The sequence below is a fragment of the Raoultella sp. genome, from assembly GCF_039594335.1.
GTDB lineage: Bacteria > Pseudomonadota > Gammaproteobacteria > Enterobacterales > Enterobacteriaceae > Klebsiella.
In genome coordinates, this window is the sequence record NZ_JBCNNS010000101.1 from 1 (window position 1) to 15,808 (window position 15,808).

The window sequence follows — 15,808 nt, forward strand, 5'->3', positions numbered from 1 at the left end:
CCTCGCCAATAATTGGACAAAATTTAGTTATTGTGTAAGTTTTAACTCTGTGGAGGCATTGCGCGGCCCGGTAACAGCGGGTTCACCGGTTCTTCCTGCAACGAGGGCAATAAGAGGACGGCACAATGAACACGCAACCCGCAGTGGGAATCAGCGCATGTTTAACCGGCTCAGCCGTACGATTTGACGGCGGGCATAAACGTATGGGCTTTGTCATGGACGAACTAGCGGATTGGGTTGTCTTCAAACCCGTCTGCCCGGAGATGGCCATCGGCCTACCCACGCCTCGCCAGGCCCTTCGTCTGGTGCAAACCCGCGAAGGAACCATTCAGATGCGTTTTAGCCAAACGCCACACGAGGATGTGACGGAGAAAATGGCCGGATTTACCGCGTCATTTCTCCCCAACGTGGACGCCCTCTCTGGCTTTGTTGTCTGTGCGAAATCGCCCAGCTGCGGTATGGAGCGCGTACGGCTGTATGACGAAAGAGGTCACCGCGGGCGTAAAGAGGGAGTGGGTCTTTTCACGCAGACATTGCTGTCGCACTATCCGTGGCTGCCGGTAGAAGAAGATGGCCGACTGCACGACCCGGTGCTGCGGGAAAACTTTGTCGAGCGCGTCTTCGCGCTGCACCAGTTACATACCCTACGCGCGCAAGGGCTCAGCCGTCGTGCGCTACTGGATTTCCATAGCCAGTACAAATTGCAGTTGCTGGCGCATGACCAGGCGGGCTATCGCGAAATTGGGCCTTTCGTTGCCGCCCTTCACCAGTGGGAAGATCTGGATGCCTTCTTTGTCGCTTATCGCGCTAAGCTGATGGCCATTCTGAAACAACCCGCTTCGCGGAAAAACCATACCAACGTGCTGATGCATATCCAGGGCTACTTCCGCGATCGGCTCAATCGCCGCCAGCGCGGGGAACTTCGCGAGGTGATCCTCAACTATCGCGCCGGTTTGCTGCCGATACTCGCGCCGATCACCTTGCTGAAACACTACCTGGCCGAATTCCCGGACCGCTACTTGCTGACGCAAAACTACTTTAACCCCTATCCCCAGGATTTAGGTCTGCGCCTGGGACTTCTCTGATGACGTAAAACGGGCCCGCCGTCGCGAGCCCGTTACTCCCGTCGCGAGCCCATTACTCCCGTCGCTATCCCGGCATTGTCCTTCGCACAGATGTTTTGCCTGAACGATGAAGTACAGCCAACAGCAAAGAGAGACTGAATAATGACCGGGTGAACCCGGAGCAAAAAGATCGGCTGCCGAATTCACCTTAACCGGCATTGTTTAATTTAAAGCGGATCGTTTTGGTCATTCCCTTATAGGGCTTATTGCTCTCAAAGCGCCATTTTGCCACGGCGGAAATCACGGCATCATCGAACAGATGCTGTGGTTCTGAGGTTAATATCCACATTTTTTCCACTTTGCCGCTCGCATCGACATCAAAACGGATTTTGACTTCCCCGTCGAGGTGGTTAGCCAGAGCGTAGTAAGGATAAACGGGTTGCGTGAAAACAAGTTGTTCGGGAGCAAGTCCTTTCATCTGGCTGGTGCAGGCCGATATCAGGCAGCAGCCGACAAAAAGTAGCGCCGCGGAGATTTTCATCATCATCTTCCATATTGATAATAATTCTCAATATTATCACGACCGGCGGATGTCGAGCGGTTTTTTCCCTCTTTTTCTGAGGTTGGCAGGCGCAACCGGCAAACAGGCTGTTATGGAAAGTTGATTCGCACTCAATGATCCTGAATGTGCAAAAGAAGAAATTTGATTATTACGTCCAAAATGAAAGCCTTCTGCAACAAAGGGTTAAATTTGAATTCAGGCAATAATCCGCTGGGCATGGCGCCATTGTTACCGTCACAAAGAGCTGGATACCTCACCCCTTTTCAGCAGAATTTTATGCTGGATTAAAACCGACAATCCCCAAACAACGCCTCACCACTGCTCTGAAAAACAATGTCTTTATTCTTCTTTCTGTATATTTAACAGGCAAATTGCAGCATAAAACAAAATACGATAACTGATGCGGGAATAGCGGCCAAAAAAAACCGCCAGCGAGTGGCGGTGAATAAATGCTTGCATGGATAGATTGTGTTTTGCATTTTACGTAGAAGCATTTTCCATCTCCTTCTACGCCTGGCCATACGCTAGCATATTTATCTTCAATGAAAGTTAAACCGACATCCGCTTACAGTTTATCCACCAGCGCTTTGAGCTGCGTAATCAGCGGATCGCGGGGATATTGCCCCTCACGAGGCCAGGTTGACTGGCGGACGATCAAGCGGGTGGGTAACAATTCGCGGATCGGCACCTGCGGCGCCGCCATCTGCTGGGTCAGCAGCTCCACCGCACGTTGCCCAAGCAGATCGAAGTTCTGCGCCACGGTCGTCAGCGGCGGTTGAAAGTAAAGGCTGTCCGCCGTATCGTCGTAGCCGGTGACCGATACGGCGCTGTTACCGGTGCGATTAAGCTGCGCCAGCGCGCTGAGTACCCCTAATGCCATCTGGTCATTGGCCACGACGATGGCGCTGAGCCGCGGCTGGAGGTGGAGCAATTCAAAGGTTTTCTGCCAGCCGCTCGCAGCGCTCCAGTCACCAAACACCGTCATGGCCTGGCTCACGCCCAGGCTGTGCAAGGTTTCCCGCCAGCTACCAAGGCGCATCCGGGCAGAGACCGAACTTTCCGGACCGGCCAGCAGGCCAAATTCCCGATGGCCGAGTCCCCAGAGATGCCGGACGCAGGCACCGCAGCCGTCACGATGATCAAAGCGCACGCAGGAGACTTCCGTCTCCGGCGAAACATCAAGAAACAGACAGGCGATATCGGAGTTTTCCTTCACCAGCCGTTCCGCGATGCTGCTCTCCAGCGGCAGGCTGATAATCGCGCCGCGAATATGCTGAGCACGAAACTCATCCAGCCGGGTCTGAAGCGAAGCATAGTCGCTGCGTTCAGGCATGGCGATGGACACTTCCAGCTGATGAGCACCGGCGTGGCTTTTCACTGCCGATGCGATTTGTGACGGCGCGTGCAGCGTCAGTGATGCCGTAATCAGCCCGATTGAAGGTGCCGCTTTCCCCGCCAGCAGCTGCGCCGATCGGTTGGGAACATAGTGCAGCGCCTGCATCGCACGGATCACTTTCTCGCGAGTCCGCGCGGAGACCACATCGGGACGATTCAGCACCCGGGAGACCGTTTGCTGAGAAACGCCGGCCTCGTGGGCCACATCGTCTAAGGTTGCCGAGCGCCGCTGCATAATCCCCTCCTGTCAGCGTAAAATCAGTCTGATGACGATAAATGTCGTCCGCTAACATTTTATGTCTGATTGACGACAAAAATCAGCGCTTATCCTGGAGTTTCGTGATCGTGAGTCGGTTTCATTTTCATGAGTATTGCGGTATGAAGAAAAATATCTGATAACGACATCATCTTTGTCTAGCGAATGACATTTTCCTCATTTATCCGTCAGGTATGCCTATGCAACAACATGACTCACACACGGTTCGCTCGTTGACGTTTCAGGACGTGCTGGCCCGTGAAGATTGGCAAAATCAGACCATCACTCACCTTAACCGCCTGGCGGCTCATCCGACATTTGCCAGTTGGCGATCGCTCGATGAAGCCCGGGACAACCGCCCTTCCGATCGCCTCCGTCTGCTCGACGGGCAATGGCAGTTCTCCTGGTCCCCCAGCCCGTTTGCCGTCGATGCCCACTGGGTCGAGCGCGATCTCGACACGAGTCGCAGCACGCCGGTGCCCTCTAACTGGCAGATGGAAGGCTACGACGCGCCAGTCTATACCAACGTCCGCTATCCCATCGATACAACCCCGCCGCGGGTCCCGGAAGAGAATCCGACCGGCCTGTACTCGCTGAACATCACGCTGGAGCAAAACTGGCTGGCCGATGGCCTGACGCAGATTATTTTTGACGGCGTTAACTCCGCGTTTCACCTGTGGTGCAACGGGGTATGGGTCGGTTACTCCCAGGATAGCCGGCTGCCGGCGGCTTTCGACCTGACCCCTTATCTGCGGGCGGGCGCAAACCGGCTGTGCGTGATGGTCATGCGCTGGAGCGCCGGCACCTGGCTTGAAGATCAGGATATGTGGCGCATGAGCGGGATTTTCCGCTCGGTGTGGTTGCTGAACAAACCAAAGCCGCACCTGAGCGACGTGCAGATTTCCCCCCATCTGGATGCGCTGTATCGCGACGGTGAGCTGCAGGTCAACCTGACCATCTCCGCCGCTGGCGAGCAGTTGGCCGGGCTGGAGGCTGAAGTCAGCCTGTGGGATGGCGAACAGCTGATTGCCCGCCAGCGCCGGCGGCCCGGTTCTGCACCAGTTGATGAACGAGGTCATTATGCCGAACGGGCAACGCTTGTCCTGGCGGTGGAAAAACCGCGGCAATGGAGCGCGGAGACGCCCCACTGCTATCGTACCGTGGTGGCCCTGTGGCACGGCGAAGAACTGGTTGAAGCCGAAGCCTGGGACATCGGCTTTCGCCGGGTGGAGATCAGCAACGGTCTGTTGCTGCTCAACGGCAAACCGCTGCTGATCCGCGGGGTGAATCGCCATGAGCACCACCATCAGCGCGGCCAGGTGGTGACCGAAGAGGATATGCTGCAGGATATTCTGTTGATGAAGCAAAATAACTTTAACGCTGTACGCTGTTCGCACTATCCGAACGCCGCGCGCTGGTATGAACTGTGCAACCGCTACGGCCTGTACGTGGTCGATGAGGCGAACATCGAAACCCATGGTATGGTGCCAATGAACCGCCTCTCCGACGATCCGGCCTGGCTGCCGGCCTACAGCGCACGCGTCACCCGGATGTTGCAAAGTCACCGTAACCATCCGTCGATTATTATCTGGTCGCTGGGTAACGAGTCCGGCTGTGGCGCGAACCATGAAGCCCTGTATCGCTGGCTGAAACGCGAAGATCCCACGCGTCCGGTCCAGTACGAAGGCGGCGGCGCTGACAGCGCGGCGACCGATATTCTCTGCCCGATGTACGCCCGTGTGGAACGCGATCAGCTGATTCCCGCCGTGCCGAAATGGGGCATTAAAAAGTGGATTAGTCTGCCCGGCGAACAGCGACCGCTGATTCTCTGCGAATATGCTCATGCGATGGGCAACAGCCTCGGTAATTTTGCCGATTACTGGCAGGCCTTCCGGGAATATCCACGCCTGCAGGGCGGCTTTATCTGGGACTGGGCGGATCAGGCGATTGAAAAGACCTTTGAGGACGGCAGCGTCGGCTGGGCCTACGGCGGGGATTTTGGCGACACACCGAACGACCGGCAGTTCTGCATGAACGGGCTGGTGTTCCCGGATCGTCGCCCTCATCCTTCGCTGGTTGAAGCGAAACATGCTCAGCAATATTTCCAGTTTACCCTGCTGGCGCAGTCCCCGCTGCGGATCGGTGTTGAGAGCGAATACCTGTTCCGCGCCACCGATAATGAAGTGCTGAACTGGCAGGTGCAGTCCGCCGGCGAAACCGTGGCCAGCGGCAGTCTGGCGTTGAACCTCGCGCCGCAGGGCCAGGGCGATTTTACCTTGTGTGACGGCCCGACCTTGCCGGCAGGCGCCACGGAGGTCTGGCTGACGCTGGAAGTTGTCCAGCCGCAGGCGACGGCGTGGTCTGTCGCCGGGCACCGCGTGGCCTGGAAGCAGTTTGCCCTCGCCGCCCCGCTGGTCTTACCCGCGACCGCCGCCATCGGTCCGGCACCGGAGCTGACCATCGATGATGAGATCTTCATCGTCCGTCAGGGATCTCAGCAATGGATTATCGATCGTCAGAGCGGCCTGTTAACCCACTGGCTGGCGGAAGGCGCAGAACAGCTGCTGTCTCCGCTGCGCGATCAATTCGTTCGCGCTCCGCTGGATAACGATATTGGCATTAGCGAAACGGATCGTATCGACCCCAACGCCTGGGTTGAGCGCTGGAAAAGTGCCGGACTTTATGCGCTCGAAGCGCGCTGCGTTCACTGTACCGCTGAGCGCCTGGCACATGAGACCATTGTCGACAGCTGCTGGCACTATCTTCGCGGCGATGAAGTGGTCATCGTCAGCCAGTGGCGGATGACCTTTGCTAGCGATGGCCGTCTGCATCTGGCGGTGAGCGGCGAGCGGTCCAGCACGCTGCCGCCGCTGCCGCGCGTAGGTCTCCACTTCCAGGTCCCTGACCAGCAGGCGCCCGTCTCATGGCTCGGCTACGGACCGCATGAAAACTACCCTGATCGCAAGAGCAGTGCCTGTTTCGCCCGCTGGCAGCTTCCGCTGGAAGCGATGAGCACACCCTATATTTTTCCGACGGAAAACGGCCTGCGCTGCGACAACACAGCGTTGGATTGGGGACGCTGGCACGTGAGCGGTAACTTCCACTTCTCAGTTCAGCCCTACAGCACCGCGCAGCTCATGGCAACCGACCACTGGCACCGGATGACACCAGAAAAAGGCGTCTGGATCACCCTGGACGGCGAGCATATGGGCGTCGGCGGCGATGACTCCTGGACACCCAGCGTGCTGCCGCAGTGGCTGTTGCTCGGGACCCGGTGGCAGTACCAGCTCTCTCTGTCTTTACGCTAAACCCTCAACGGGGGCTCTCGCCCCCCTATAAAACGGCTATACCCGCATATTCGGGATGCATCATGGCGGAAAGGGGCAGCATCCGGGCCGAAACCAAGGGATGGCAAATATCACGCAGAGAACAGCGTGCCACCAATATCAGGCAGTCGGAATAATGACGAGTATAATAACACTGGAACATCTCTATGAAATTCTCTGAACTGGCGCCGCGCGAACGGCATAATTTTGTTTATTTCCTGCTGTTCTTTTTCTTTTACTACTTCATTATGTCGGCCTATTTCCCGTTTTTTCCGGTATGGCTGGCGGATGTAAACCATTTAACCAAAACGGAAACCGGGATTGTCTTCTCTGCTATTTCACTGTTCGCCATTATTTGCCAGCCGATATTTGGTTTGATATCAGATAAGCTGGGACTGCGTAAACACCTGCTGTGGACTATCACCATCTTATTAATTCTGTTTGCCCCATTCTTTATTTTTGTCTTCTCTCCGCTGTTGCAGATCAATATTATCGCCGGGGCGCTGATGGGAGGACTCTATCTGGGAATTGTCTTCTCCAGCGGTTCCGGCGCGGTCGAAGCCTACATCGAGCGGGTCAGTCGCGCCAACCGATTCGAATATGGCAAGGTCCGCGTTGCTGGCTGTATCGGCTGGGCGCTCTGCGCGTCAATCACCGGTATCTTGTTTGGTATTGATCCCAATATCACCTTCTGGATTGCCTCCGGCTTTGCGCTGGTTCTCGGGGTGTTGCTGTGGTTCTCCCGCCCGGAAAGCAGCAACAGCGCCCAGGTGATGGATGCCTTAGGCGCAAACCGTCAGGCGTTTTCTCTGCGCGTCGCCGCTGAACTGCTGCGAATGCCGCGATTCTGGGGATTTATTGTCTATGTGGTCGGCGTCGCCAGCGTCTATGACGTATTCGACCAGCAGTTTGCCAATTTTTTTAAAGGCTTTTTTGCTGACCCGCAGCACGGAACCGAAGTCTTTGGTTTCGTCACCACCGGCGGCGAATTACTGAATGCGCTGATCATGTTCTGCGCCCCGGCGATTGTGAACCGTATCGGGGCGAAAAATGCGCTGCTGACCGCCGGGATCATTATGTCTGTTCGTATTCTCGGCTCTTCATTTGCCACCACGTCGGTCGAAGTGGTGATTTTAAAAATGCTGCATATGTTTGAAGTCCCGTTCCTGCTAGTCGGCACCTTTAAATATATTTCGTCGGCGTTTAACCCGAAATTGTCCGCCACCCTGTTCCTGATCGGTTTTAACTTATCGAAACAGCTCTCCGGCGTGGTGCTGTCGGCATGGGTTGGCCGAATGTACGACACCGTCGGCTTCCATCAGGCTTATCTGATTCTGGGTTCTATTACCCTGTGCTTTACCGTGCTTTCGCTGTTCACCCTCAAAGGCAGTAAAACGCTGCTGCCAACCGCCGGCTATAACAACGCCGCGTAAACTGCCAATGAGTAGCCCGTTGTGCAAGACGGGCCGCTAACATTACCCGGCCACCGCGGCTTTAATTCGCGTCTCGCCGTCGCTGTTTTCCAGCTCGTATATCCGGCTGTCGGCCTGCGAGGAGATAAGCGCCGCTAGCTCGGCAGAATGGCTGGTCAACCAGATTTGGCTATAGCGGGAAGCCTCGACAATCAGCCGGGCCAGCGCCGGGAACATCTGCCGATGGAGGCTATTTTCCGGTTCGTTGATCGCCAGAAATGCCGGCGGGCGCGGACTCAACAGCGCGACCGCCAGACATAAAAACCGCAGCGTGCCGTCCGACATTTCCGCCGCCAGCAGCGGGCGAAACACCCCGTTACGTCGCATCTTAATCGAGAAGCGCGAGTTGTCGTTTTCGCAAAAAAAAGCGCACTCCGGAAAGGCGGCGGCCAGAATCTCGTGCAGGAGCTCTTCGGCGCCAATTTCGACAATCGTCTGAAAAGCGGCGGCGAGGTTATGCCCGTCGCTGTCCAGCACCGGTGAACGGTAACCCACCGTCGGATGGCGAAGCGCCGAATGGCGGCCGATATTAAATTCGTGGTAGAAACGCCACTGGCGCATTGTTTCCCGGACGCGAGAAACTTCCGGGAAGCGGTGCGGCTCACCCAGTTGACCAAAGATCGACTCGTTCTCATAAATTGTGTCGGTGAAGGTATTTTTCTCACCGTTGACATCGAGCAGAAACGCGGCCTGGTTTTTACGCTGCAAAACCCTGGCGGAAGGTCGCCGGGAGAATCCCGCCAGCCAGATGGACTCCTCTTTAACGATCGGGTCGAGCATAAACTGCGTGGGATAAGGCAGTTTTTCCGGGAAGCCCACCTGGAGTTCATAGTCGAACTCGCCGGTCAGACAGGAAATTTGTAGCCGTCGCGGGTGGCGCGCCGTGGGCGCCGTACGCCCTGACCACATCACATTTTCCAGCCCGCCCTCCTCGCTGATATAACCTGAGAACTTGCCGTCAGCGGAGGCGGTTAACAGGTGAATGGCTTTGTAGATATTGGACTTGCCGCAGCCATTCGGCCCAAACACAATATTGAGTGCGCCCAGTTCCAGTTCGATATCCCTGACCGACCTGAAATTTTGTATGCGGATATGGTGAATCATGGTGCTCCCGATGAAAAAACTCCGTGCGACAACAGTGGCAAACAAGGGGAATGAGAACACGGTCAGGCCGAACGAAGGTTAATCGCCCGGCGAGGACGCACTCAGCGGAGAGACTTTTTCATGCCTCGGGTCAGGGCCACACGTTTGAGCTTGTCGGCATCGTCATGGGTTTCGCTAAACACGCCGAAAAAATAGCGCTCATCATCGATCGTTTGCGAAACAATCCGATAGCTCAGCGGGTTGCCAGATTTCGCGCCATACTGCGCGGCGGTGACGGACAGTTCCGTCGCGGTACCGGCGACGCTGACCAGCAGCCCATCCGCCTTTCCCCCCACCAGCATGACCTTAATTAGCGGGTCCACCATGTTCCTCCTGGATGGATCAATGGTTAATATGTGATTGCCGACGGTGTAGAGCATTTACTCAACCTTAAGTACATTCTTATAGTTCATGTCAGCCCGAATGAAAAAAACTCTTTCATATACTGAGCTAAGCATTGATTATTACTGGTAAAAGCTGGCTGATAATGAAGGAAAAAAGAGAAATTGTGAATCTTCATAACTCTTATTTATGTTTATTTTTTGCTTATTTTCCGTGACGTCCGCAAAAACCGCCAGATCGGCGGGCGTACAACATCCTTCAGGGAAACATTCCGCTATGCGTCAATCTCGATTCGCCCTTCTCCCATTGTTAGCCGCTCTGGCGCTCCCCGGCTGGGCGCATGAAGCCACGGTGAAGACGGTCAAACACGCCGAAAGCCAGCTTCAGGGCCGGGTCGGCTACGCCGAACTGGATTTAGCGTCTGGCCAACTGCTGGCTGGCTATCGCTCTGGCGAACGCTTTCCGATGATGAGCACCTCCAAAGTGCTGCTCTGCGGCGCAGTTTTGTCGCGCGTCGATGCCGGTAAAGAACAGCTCGATCGCCGTATCCATTACCGGCAGCAGGATCTGGTTGAATACTCTCCGGTGACGGAGAAGCACCTTACCGATGGGTTGACTGTGGCCGAACTGTGCGCTGCCGCGATTACCCTGAGTGATAATACGGCGGCAAACCTGCTGCTGACCACCCTCGGCGGCCCACAAGGGCTCACCACCTTCCTGCGCCGCAGCGGTGACCAGACCTCGCGGCTCGACCGTTGGGAAACGGAACTCAATGAAGCGCGGCCGGGCGACGAGCGTGATACCACGACTCCGGAAGCGATGGCCAGGACACTGCGGAATCTGTTGACCGGGCGCATGCTTTCCACCGCGTCACAGCAGCAGTTACAACGCTGGATGGTAGAGGATAAAGTTGCAGGACCGCTGTTGCGTTCAGCACTACCGGAGGGCTGGTTTATCGCCGATAAGAGCGGAGCCGGCAATCGCGGCTCGCGCGGGATCATCGCCGCTCTCGGTCCGGACGGTAAAGCCGCTCGTATCGTGGTGATTTATTTAACCGGAACGCCGGCCTCCATGGATGAGCGCAATAAACAGATTGCGTCCATCGGCGAAACGCTGGTTACCCACTGGTCCGGAGACGATAAAAAGCCATAGCCGGGCAGCGGACGGACTCCATCAGGAAGCCTCCGGACAATGAGCCCTCTGACGTAAAGGCCTCGCCAACGCGAGGCCTGACGCGAAAACATTAGCACGATAGCCGGGATTAGTTTTCCTCGTAGCCTTCGAGAGCGTCCTGAATGGCATCAGCCAGAGAAGCGACTTCCTGAGCCACATTGCGTAAATCCATCTGGCTACGAATACCGGAATTCGCCGTTGATGAAGAGACAGCGGCTTTCGAAATTTCTAATGCCGCCTGAACAGCGAGCAAACGTTTATGCTTCTCGATAGCCGCGTCACCACTATCGCCATCAAACTGGAAGTATTTTTCTAACATAGCGGATCCTTTTCAGCCATTTTATTCTCGGGGAGGATATTCTCGTCTATGCAAGGGAAAATAAACAGCAAAAAAACATTAATTATAAAGGGTTAATATTTGTCTGTTTAACAACGCCATTCAGGTTGCAAAACGTCACTGAGGCTAACGCCGGAAGAGGTCTGGCGGCTGGAGTTAAAAACCGGATCTCTTTCGCCGCGACAAGATCGCGGTACGCAAGCGCTGACCGTTTTCACGAGTGAGACCGCCGGACTCAACAAACCACTGATAGCCGTCGTCGCCCAGCCACTGCGTCCACAGACAGTCATAATCGCCGCCGAAAATCTGCGAGAAGCGCATTTCAACTGGAATATTTATTGATGCTAAACAGCAAGTTAGTTACCTTCCGGCGTTCTCGTGTAAATTAACCTGCTTCTGATAGTGGATTGAATCTATCAAAATCAGCTCCTTACATACGTTGTTGCCACCCGTCCCGGCCGCATGCAAGTTTCATATGATTTTCCCATCACCGCGGTGACAGATTCCTGAAAATAGTGTGTAGGTGAAATACGTCACCCTGATCCATTTATCAACTCAGACAAAATACCCGTGAATAAAGGGCTTAGCAGTTTGCCTGCGCCTTTTCCCTGCCAGAGCCTGTAAGGGGATTTTTCCCGCACTCTTTCGCGTTCGATCATAATGAAATACTCTGGTCAACTTATACCCACTATGATGATTTAGTTGTATTGTGAATTGCGATACCTACCGGTTGTTACTTTTGAAATGTTGATAGTGTCATTTCACCCCCTTTTTCCTGTACGCCCATTGGAGTGGTGAAAAGGGGGATTTCTTGTTCATTGTCTGAAGGTTGTCACGCGACATTCATCTTGATGGTGTAAATTACGAAACATTATCTGCGATACCGGATTTCTTATCTTGTGAGAACACATAAAATCATTCCGTTGCTGGCCTTTTTGTTGGCATTGATAGCCGGGGCATTTTTTAACCGACCTTCTTCACGGATTGTTGAGAATAAATGCATGTGGTTCGATGGAGCCATGACGACGTGCATCGCAGCACAGGGGATGCACCACCGCCACCGCGCCAGTCGAGTTCTCCATTGAGCAGCTGCAAACCTCCATTTCTCACCTCCTGCAGCGACAATCCCACCCTCTTACCGTGTTTCATATTACAGCTGAATACTTTCCTCTTACGTATCGTTTTTCCGTTACAAAGTCAGGCTCCGCCAGTTTGGCCCCTTTTCTGACAGCGGCTTCCCTGTATGCTTTAAATTAACCTTCTGTAAATAACCGCTGATGTGTCCTTAATAATTCACCATTCGCAATCACATCAAAATTGTATCGAACAGATATCCAATCGATGCCAGGTTAAAGCATCCGTGGGAGCAAAGTGTCGTAAAACATCCGCCACGGTTTTATTTTTATAAATACTCTCGCGACCTCACATCATTTATCGCCCTCTGCTTGACGCCCCCCTTCTTCAACCTGTGGTATATACAACGGTTGGGCGCTTTCATTAAGTTTATAAATCTCGAGTGTCGCTGTATGTTATTCCAGAGGTCAACAGCGTTGTCAGTAATGTCACCAACATCTAAAAATGCATTTGGGGGAGAAATTTCAGAGAGCCAGGTGGAGAAAAACGGATAAAAAAACCGGGCATCAAGCCCGGTTCTGATGCCAACATGCAGTTGCCTTATGCACTCAATCCGCGATTTTCCAGCATCGGCTCAATCTTTGGATCGTGTCCGCGCCACTGACGATAAAGTTCAGCTAAATCAGTGCTATTCCCGCGAGATAAAATCGCCTCTCGGAAGCGCTGGCCGTTTTCACGGTTCAGGCCACCGTGCTCAACAAACCACTGATAGCCGTCATCGGCCAGCATCTGCGTCCACAGATAGGCATAATAGCCTGCCGCATAGCCGCCGCCGAAAATATGCGAAAAATAGCTGCTACGGTAACGTGGCGGCACGGCGGCCAGGTCCATCTGCTCCTTACGCAACGCCGTCGCTTCGAAGCTATCGACATCGCGCGGAATATCCGTCGACGAGAGACTATGCCAGTGCATATCCAACAGCGCCGCCGCCAGCAGCTCGCTCATGTCATAGCCCTTATTAAACTTCGCCGCGCGCAGCATGCGCTCACGCAGCGTATCCGGCATCGCTTCCCCGGTCTGGTAATGGCGCGCATAGTGGGCGAACACCTGCGGTTCACTGGCCCAGTGCTCGTAGATCTGCGACGGAAACTCAACAAAATCGCGCGGAGTATTGGTCCCCGACAGGCTGGCGTAACGCTGACTGGCAAACAGCCCGTGCAGCGCATGACCAAATTCATGGAATAAGGTGATGACCTCATCCCAGGAGAGCAGCGCGCTGTGGCCAGCCTTCGGTTTCTGGTAGTTACAGACGTTGTAAATCACCGGATGCTGCTCAAGCAACGTGGATTGCTCAACGAAAACGTCCATCCACGCCCCGCCGCTTTTCGAATCCCGCGAGAAGTAGTCGCCGTAAAACAACGCCAGACCTTCTCCATTGGCGTCAAAGATTTCCCATACCCGGACATCCGGATGATAAACCGGAATATCAAAGCGTTCGACAAACCGCAGACCAAACAACCGGGACGCCGTCCAGAATACGCCATCCTGTAAAACGCGATCGAGGGCGAAATAGGGTTTTAGCTGTGCTTCATCGATGGCGAACGTCGTCCGGCGCACCTGTTCGCCGTAGTACAACCAGTCCCAGGCTTCAGCCTTAAAACCGCCGCCCTCACTCTCAATCACCCGCTGGATATCCGCCAGTTCCCGCTCCGCTCTTGCCCGGGCGGGCGGAGCTATCCGACGCATGAACGCAAATGCGGCCTCGGGTGTTGCCGCCATTTGGTCGGCCATCGACCAGTTGGCGTAATCTGCTACCCCCAACAGCTCAGCTTTCCGGGCGCGAATCTCCGCCAGGCGAAGCACCAGCTCGCGGGTATCATTCGCATCGCCCTTCTGATTGCGGTTCCAGCCCGCCGCAAACAGATTCTCACGCGTCTGGCGATGACGTAAAGCGAGCAACGCCGGCTGCTGGGTAGTGTTCAGCAAAGGCAACAACCAGCGGTCGCTTAGCCCTTTTTCCCGCGCGGCGTCCGCGGCTTCGACAATCTCTTCATCGCTGAGTCCCTCTAACTGCTCCGGGTCGTCGACCACCAGACCACCCGATTTCACCGCTGCCAGCAGCCGCTGCTGAAACTGACTTTGCAGAGCCGCAGCCTGGGTATTCAAAACCCGCAGCTCCGTTTTTTGCGCGTCCGACAGGGTCGCACCGGCCAGCGTAAAACGCTGCCAGGTGATCTCCAGCAGCCGACGGGACTCGCTGTCTGACGGCAAGGTATCACGCTGCTGCCATACCTGCTTCACGCGCTGAAACAGCGCCTCGTTAAGCCAGATATCATTTCCCAGATCCGCCAGTTCAGCAGAAAATTGCTCATCAAGCGCCTGGAGCGTCGGGTTGGTATGCGCCCCTGCCATGGCAAAAAACACCCGGGTGACGCGCGCCAGCAACTGCCCGCTCTGTTCGAGAGCGACCAGCGTGTTGGCAAAGTCCGCCGGTGCGGGGTTACTCACTATTGCGGCAATCTCTGCCCGCTGACGGCGAACGCCTTCATCAAAGGCCGGTCGGTAATGGGTATCATCAATCAGATCAAAATGGGGTGCCTGATAAGGCAACAGACTGACGCGCAAAAAGGGGTTATTGTCGGCCATCATCATCTCCTGGACTCGTTAATTCAGTAAGATTAGGCAACTCATTGATTGACCGCAATGATTTCCGCCTGCAAGACAGCGGAAACACAGTCATCACAAAAAAGAAAACGCAGGCGACCAGCAGCGCCCCCGCTACACCAGGAATATCGTTCGCCGTGCTGATGATGGTAGCGTGCGTCGGGATGCTCTCTTCTTCCCATTCTTTCATCGGAGCCCTGCTCAGACAAAATACACTGACGCAGCGTGCTGGCGCGACATGGATTTAAGTGCCGATACTGTGCTCTTCAGTCGTGCGGCGGCAGAGTAACAATCCCCATAATGCGTCGATGATCAATTCATGTAATGAATGTTTTCCGGGCAACTTTTCTACAAGGTTCGCATGCTTTATTGGCCAGCGCCGTCGTTTCCCGGTGGTCAAAAGCGGCAGACCGTTCCCTCTGAATACGGTGATTGTGATCCCGGCTGAAAGGCGTTTTTCCCGCATTCGCCATCGCAATTACCTGTTTTGGAAACGTATTGTTTGTTCCACGGATGTAGACTCTCTTTTCTTTTGTAGCTACAGTGCTTGTAACGCGCTTATCGTCATTGCTGAATCTTTTTCTGCGGATTGTTGCCCTTTGCAGCGCAGCGACACGCCGGGGAACAATTTTAGCGAAAAATATTAAGCAACACGGTATTGAAAGCCCGGGTAAAAGACGCCCAGGGCATGATGAGAACATTGACAGGAGCGATGATGATTATTCTGATTACCGGTGCAACAGCAGGTTTTGGTGAAAGCATGACTCGCCGTTTTATCGCTAATGGTCACAAAGTGATCGCCACCGGGCGTCGTGAAGAGCGCCTGAAAACATTGCAAGATGAGCTGGGCGAGAATCTCTATACGGCGCAGTTGGACATACGTAATCGTGCCGCGATTGAAGAGATGATTGCCGGGCTGCCGGGCGAATGGCAGGCCATCGATGTGCTGGTCAATAACGCCGGCCTGGCACTGGGCCTTGAGCCGGCGCACAAAGCCAGC

The 15,808-nt window shown here is 54.8% G+C and carries 13 protein-coding genes and 1 pseudogene; 5 read left to right on the forward strand and 9 right to left on the reverse strand.

Going from position 1 to position 15,808, the window contains the following annotated elements; genetic code table 11:
* Positions 1 to 125: 125 nt before the first annotated feature.
* Positions 126 to 1,085: a YbgA family protein gene (locus ACZAHD_RS16545; RefSeq protein ID WP_462457739.1), complete on the forward strand. Its 960-nt coding sequence runs from the start codon at positions 126 to 128 to the stop codon at positions 1,083 to 1,085.
* Between the two features lie 187 nt (positions 1,086 to 1,272).
* On the opposite strand, the gene ACZAHD_RS16550 is transcribed toward ACZAHD_RS16545, so the two are convergent.
* Together ACZAHD_RS16550 and ACZAHD_RS16555 are read right to left on the reverse strand one after the other, a co-directional pair.
* Positions 1,273 to 1,608: a TonB family protein gene (locus ACZAHD_RS16550; protein WP_462457740.1), complete on the reverse strand. Its 336-nt coding sequence runs from the start codon at positions 1,606 to 1,608 to the stop codon at positions 1,273 to 1,275.
* 583 nt (positions 1,609 to 2,191) lie between these two features.
* On the reverse strand, positions 2,192 to 3,256 hold the full coding sequence (locus tag ACZAHD_RS16555; RefSeq protein WP_462457741.1) for a LacI family DNA-binding transcriptional regulator: 1,065 nt from the start codon (positions 3,254 to 3,256) through the stop codon (positions 2,192 to 2,194).
* 221 nt (positions 3,257 to 3,477) lie between these two features.
* Between ACZAHD_RS16555 and ACZAHD_RS16560 the strand changes: the two genes are divergently transcribed.
* Positions 3,478 to 6,585 (forward strand): beta-galactosidase, encoded by a 3,108-nt coding sequence (locus tag ACZAHD_RS16560; protein WP_462457742.1) that lies wholly within the window; start codon positions 3,478 to 3,480, stop codon positions 6,583 to 6,585.
* 185 nt (positions 6,586 to 6,770) lie between these two features.
* The gene (locus tag ACZAHD_RS16565; RefSeq protein WP_462457743.1) at positions 6,771 to 8,036 is read left to right on the forward strand and encodes an oligosaccharide MFS transporter; all 1,266 of its coding nucleotides are present in this window, start codon (positions 6,771 to 6,773) and stop codon (positions 8,034 to 8,036) included.
* A gap of 42 nt (positions 8,037 to 8,078) precedes the next feature.
* Here ACZAHD_RS16565 and ACZAHD_RS16570 read toward each other — a convergent pair whose 3' ends face one another.
* Both ACZAHD_RS16570 and ACZAHD_RS16575 read right to left on the reverse strand, forming a co-directional pair.
* Positions 8,079 to 9,179 carry an AAA family ATPase gene (locus tag ACZAHD_RS16570; RefSeq protein WP_462457744.1) on the reverse strand — a complete coding sequence of 367 codons (1,101 nt, stop codon included), beginning with the start codon at positions 9,177 to 9,179 and terminating at the stop codon, positions 8,079 to 8,081.
* Between the two features lie 101 nt (positions 9,180 to 9,280).
* Positions 9,281 to 9,544 (reverse strand): hypothetical protein, encoded by a 264-nt coding sequence (locus ACZAHD_RS16575; RefSeq protein ID WP_015584254.1) that lies wholly within the window; start codon positions 9,542 to 9,544, stop codon positions 9,281 to 9,283.
* A 292-nt stretch (positions 9,545 to 9,836) separates the two neighbouring features.
* On the opposite strand from ACZAHD_RS16575, the gene bla reads away from it, so the two are divergent.
* Positions 9,837 to 10,712, forward strand: coding sequence for a PLA/ORN/TER family class A beta-lactamase (bla, locus tag ACZAHD_RS16580; RefSeq protein WP_462457745.1), 876 nt, complete (start codon positions 9,837 to 9,839; stop codon positions 10,710 to 10,712).
* A 109-nt stretch (positions 10,713 to 10,821) separates the two neighbouring features.
* On the opposite strand, the gene ACZAHD_RS16585 is transcribed toward bla, so the two are convergent.
* The 5 genes and pseudogenes from ACZAHD_RS16585 to ACZAHD_RS16605 all read right to left on the reverse strand — a co-directional run bounded on the left by ACZAHD_RS16585 (position 10,822) and on the right by ACZAHD_RS16605 (position 14,998).
* Complete coding sequence (locus ACZAHD_RS16585) at positions 10,822 to 11,052, reverse strand: hypothetical protein (RefSeq protein WP_004862401.1); 231 nt, start codon at positions 11,050 to 11,052, stop codon at positions 10,822 to 10,824.
* Between the two features lie 195 nt (positions 11,053 to 11,247).
* Positions 11,248 to 11,385: pseudogene (locus ACZAHD_RS16590) on the reverse strand (hypothetical protein); the annotation flags it as partial.
* Positions 11,386 to 12,047: 662 nt separating this feature from the next.
* Positions 12,048 to 12,173: a hypothetical protein gene (locus tag ACZAHD_RS16595; protein WP_462457746.1), complete on the reverse strand. Its 126-nt coding sequence runs from the start codon at positions 12,171 to 12,173 to the stop codon at positions 12,048 to 12,050.
* A gap of 571 nt (positions 12,174 to 12,744) precedes the next feature.
* Entirely contained in the window at positions 12,745 to 14,790 is a 2,046-nt protein-coding gene (gene dcp / locus ACZAHD_RS16600; RefSeq protein ID WP_462457747.1) for a peptidyl-dipeptidase Dcp, read from the reverse strand.
* The gene (locus tag ACZAHD_RS16605; RefSeq protein ID WP_462457748.1) at positions 14,777 to 14,998 is read right to left on the reverse strand and encodes a hypothetical protein; all 222 of its coding nucleotides are present in this window, start codon (positions 14,996 to 14,998) and stop codon (positions 14,777 to 14,779) included. Before ACZAHD_RS16605 ends, dcp begins: the two co-directional genes overlap by 14 nt.
* Before the next feature lie 525 nt (positions 14,999 to 15,523).
* Here ACZAHD_RS16605 and ACZAHD_RS16610 point away from each other — a divergent pair.
* Positions 15,524 to 15,808, forward strand: a 285-nt coding sequence (locus tag ACZAHD_RS16610; RefSeq protein WP_462457749.1) for an SDR family NAD(P)-dependent oxidoreductase, incomplete at its 3' end; no start/stop codon positions are given.

Excerpts from the sequence above, each read along its gene's own strand:
- ACZAHD_RS16560 (WP_462457742.1), top strand. The coding sequence starts at position 3,478 with ATGCAACAACATGACTCACACACGGTTCGCTCGTTGACGTTTCAGGAC.
- dcp (WP_462457747.1), bottom strand. The coding sequence starts at position 14,790 with ATGGCCGACAATAACCCCTTTTTGCGCGTCAGTCTGTTGCCTTATCAG.
- ACZAHD_RS16570 (WP_462457744.1), bottom strand. The coding sequence starts at position 9,179 with ATGATTCACCATATCCGCATACAAAATTTCAGGTCGGTCAGGGATATC.
- ACZAHD_RS16550 (WP_462457740.1), bottom strand. The coding sequence starts at position 1,608 with ATGATGAAAATCTCCGCGGCGCTACTTTTTGTCGGCTGCTGCCTGATA.
- ACZAHD_RS16585 (WP_004862401.1), bottom strand. The coding sequence starts at position 11,052 with ATGTTAGAAAAATACTTCCAGTTTGATGGCGATAGTGGTGACGCGGCT.
- ACZAHD_RS16555 (WP_462457741.1), bottom strand. The coding sequence starts at position 3,256 with ATGCAGCGGCGCTCGGCAACCTTAGACGATGTGGCCCACGAGGCCGGC.
- ACZAHD_RS16565 (WP_462457743.1), top strand. The coding sequence starts at position 6,771 with ATGAAATTCTCTGAACTGGCGCCGCGCGAACGGCATAATTTTGTTTAT.
- bla (WP_462457745.1), top strand. The coding sequence starts at position 9,837 with ATGCGTCAATCTCGATTCGCCCTTCTCCCATTGTTAGCCGCTCTGGCG.
- ACZAHD_RS16545 (WP_462457739.1), top strand. The coding sequence starts at position 126 with ATGAACACGCAACCCGCAGTGGGAATCAGCGCATGTTTAACCGGCTCA.
- ACZAHD_RS16575 (WP_015584254.1), bottom strand. The coding sequence starts at position 9,544 with ATGGTGGACCCGCTAATTAAGGTCATGCTGGTGGGGGGAAAGGCGGAT.
- ACZAHD_RS16595 (WP_462457746.1), bottom strand. The coding sequence starts at position 12,173 with ATGGAGGTTTGCAGCTGCTCAATGGAGAACTCGACTGGCGCGGTGGCG.
- ACZAHD_RS16605 (WP_462457748.1), bottom strand. The coding sequence starts at position 14,998 with ATGAAAGAATGGGAAGAAGAGAGCATCCCGACGCACGCTACCATCATC.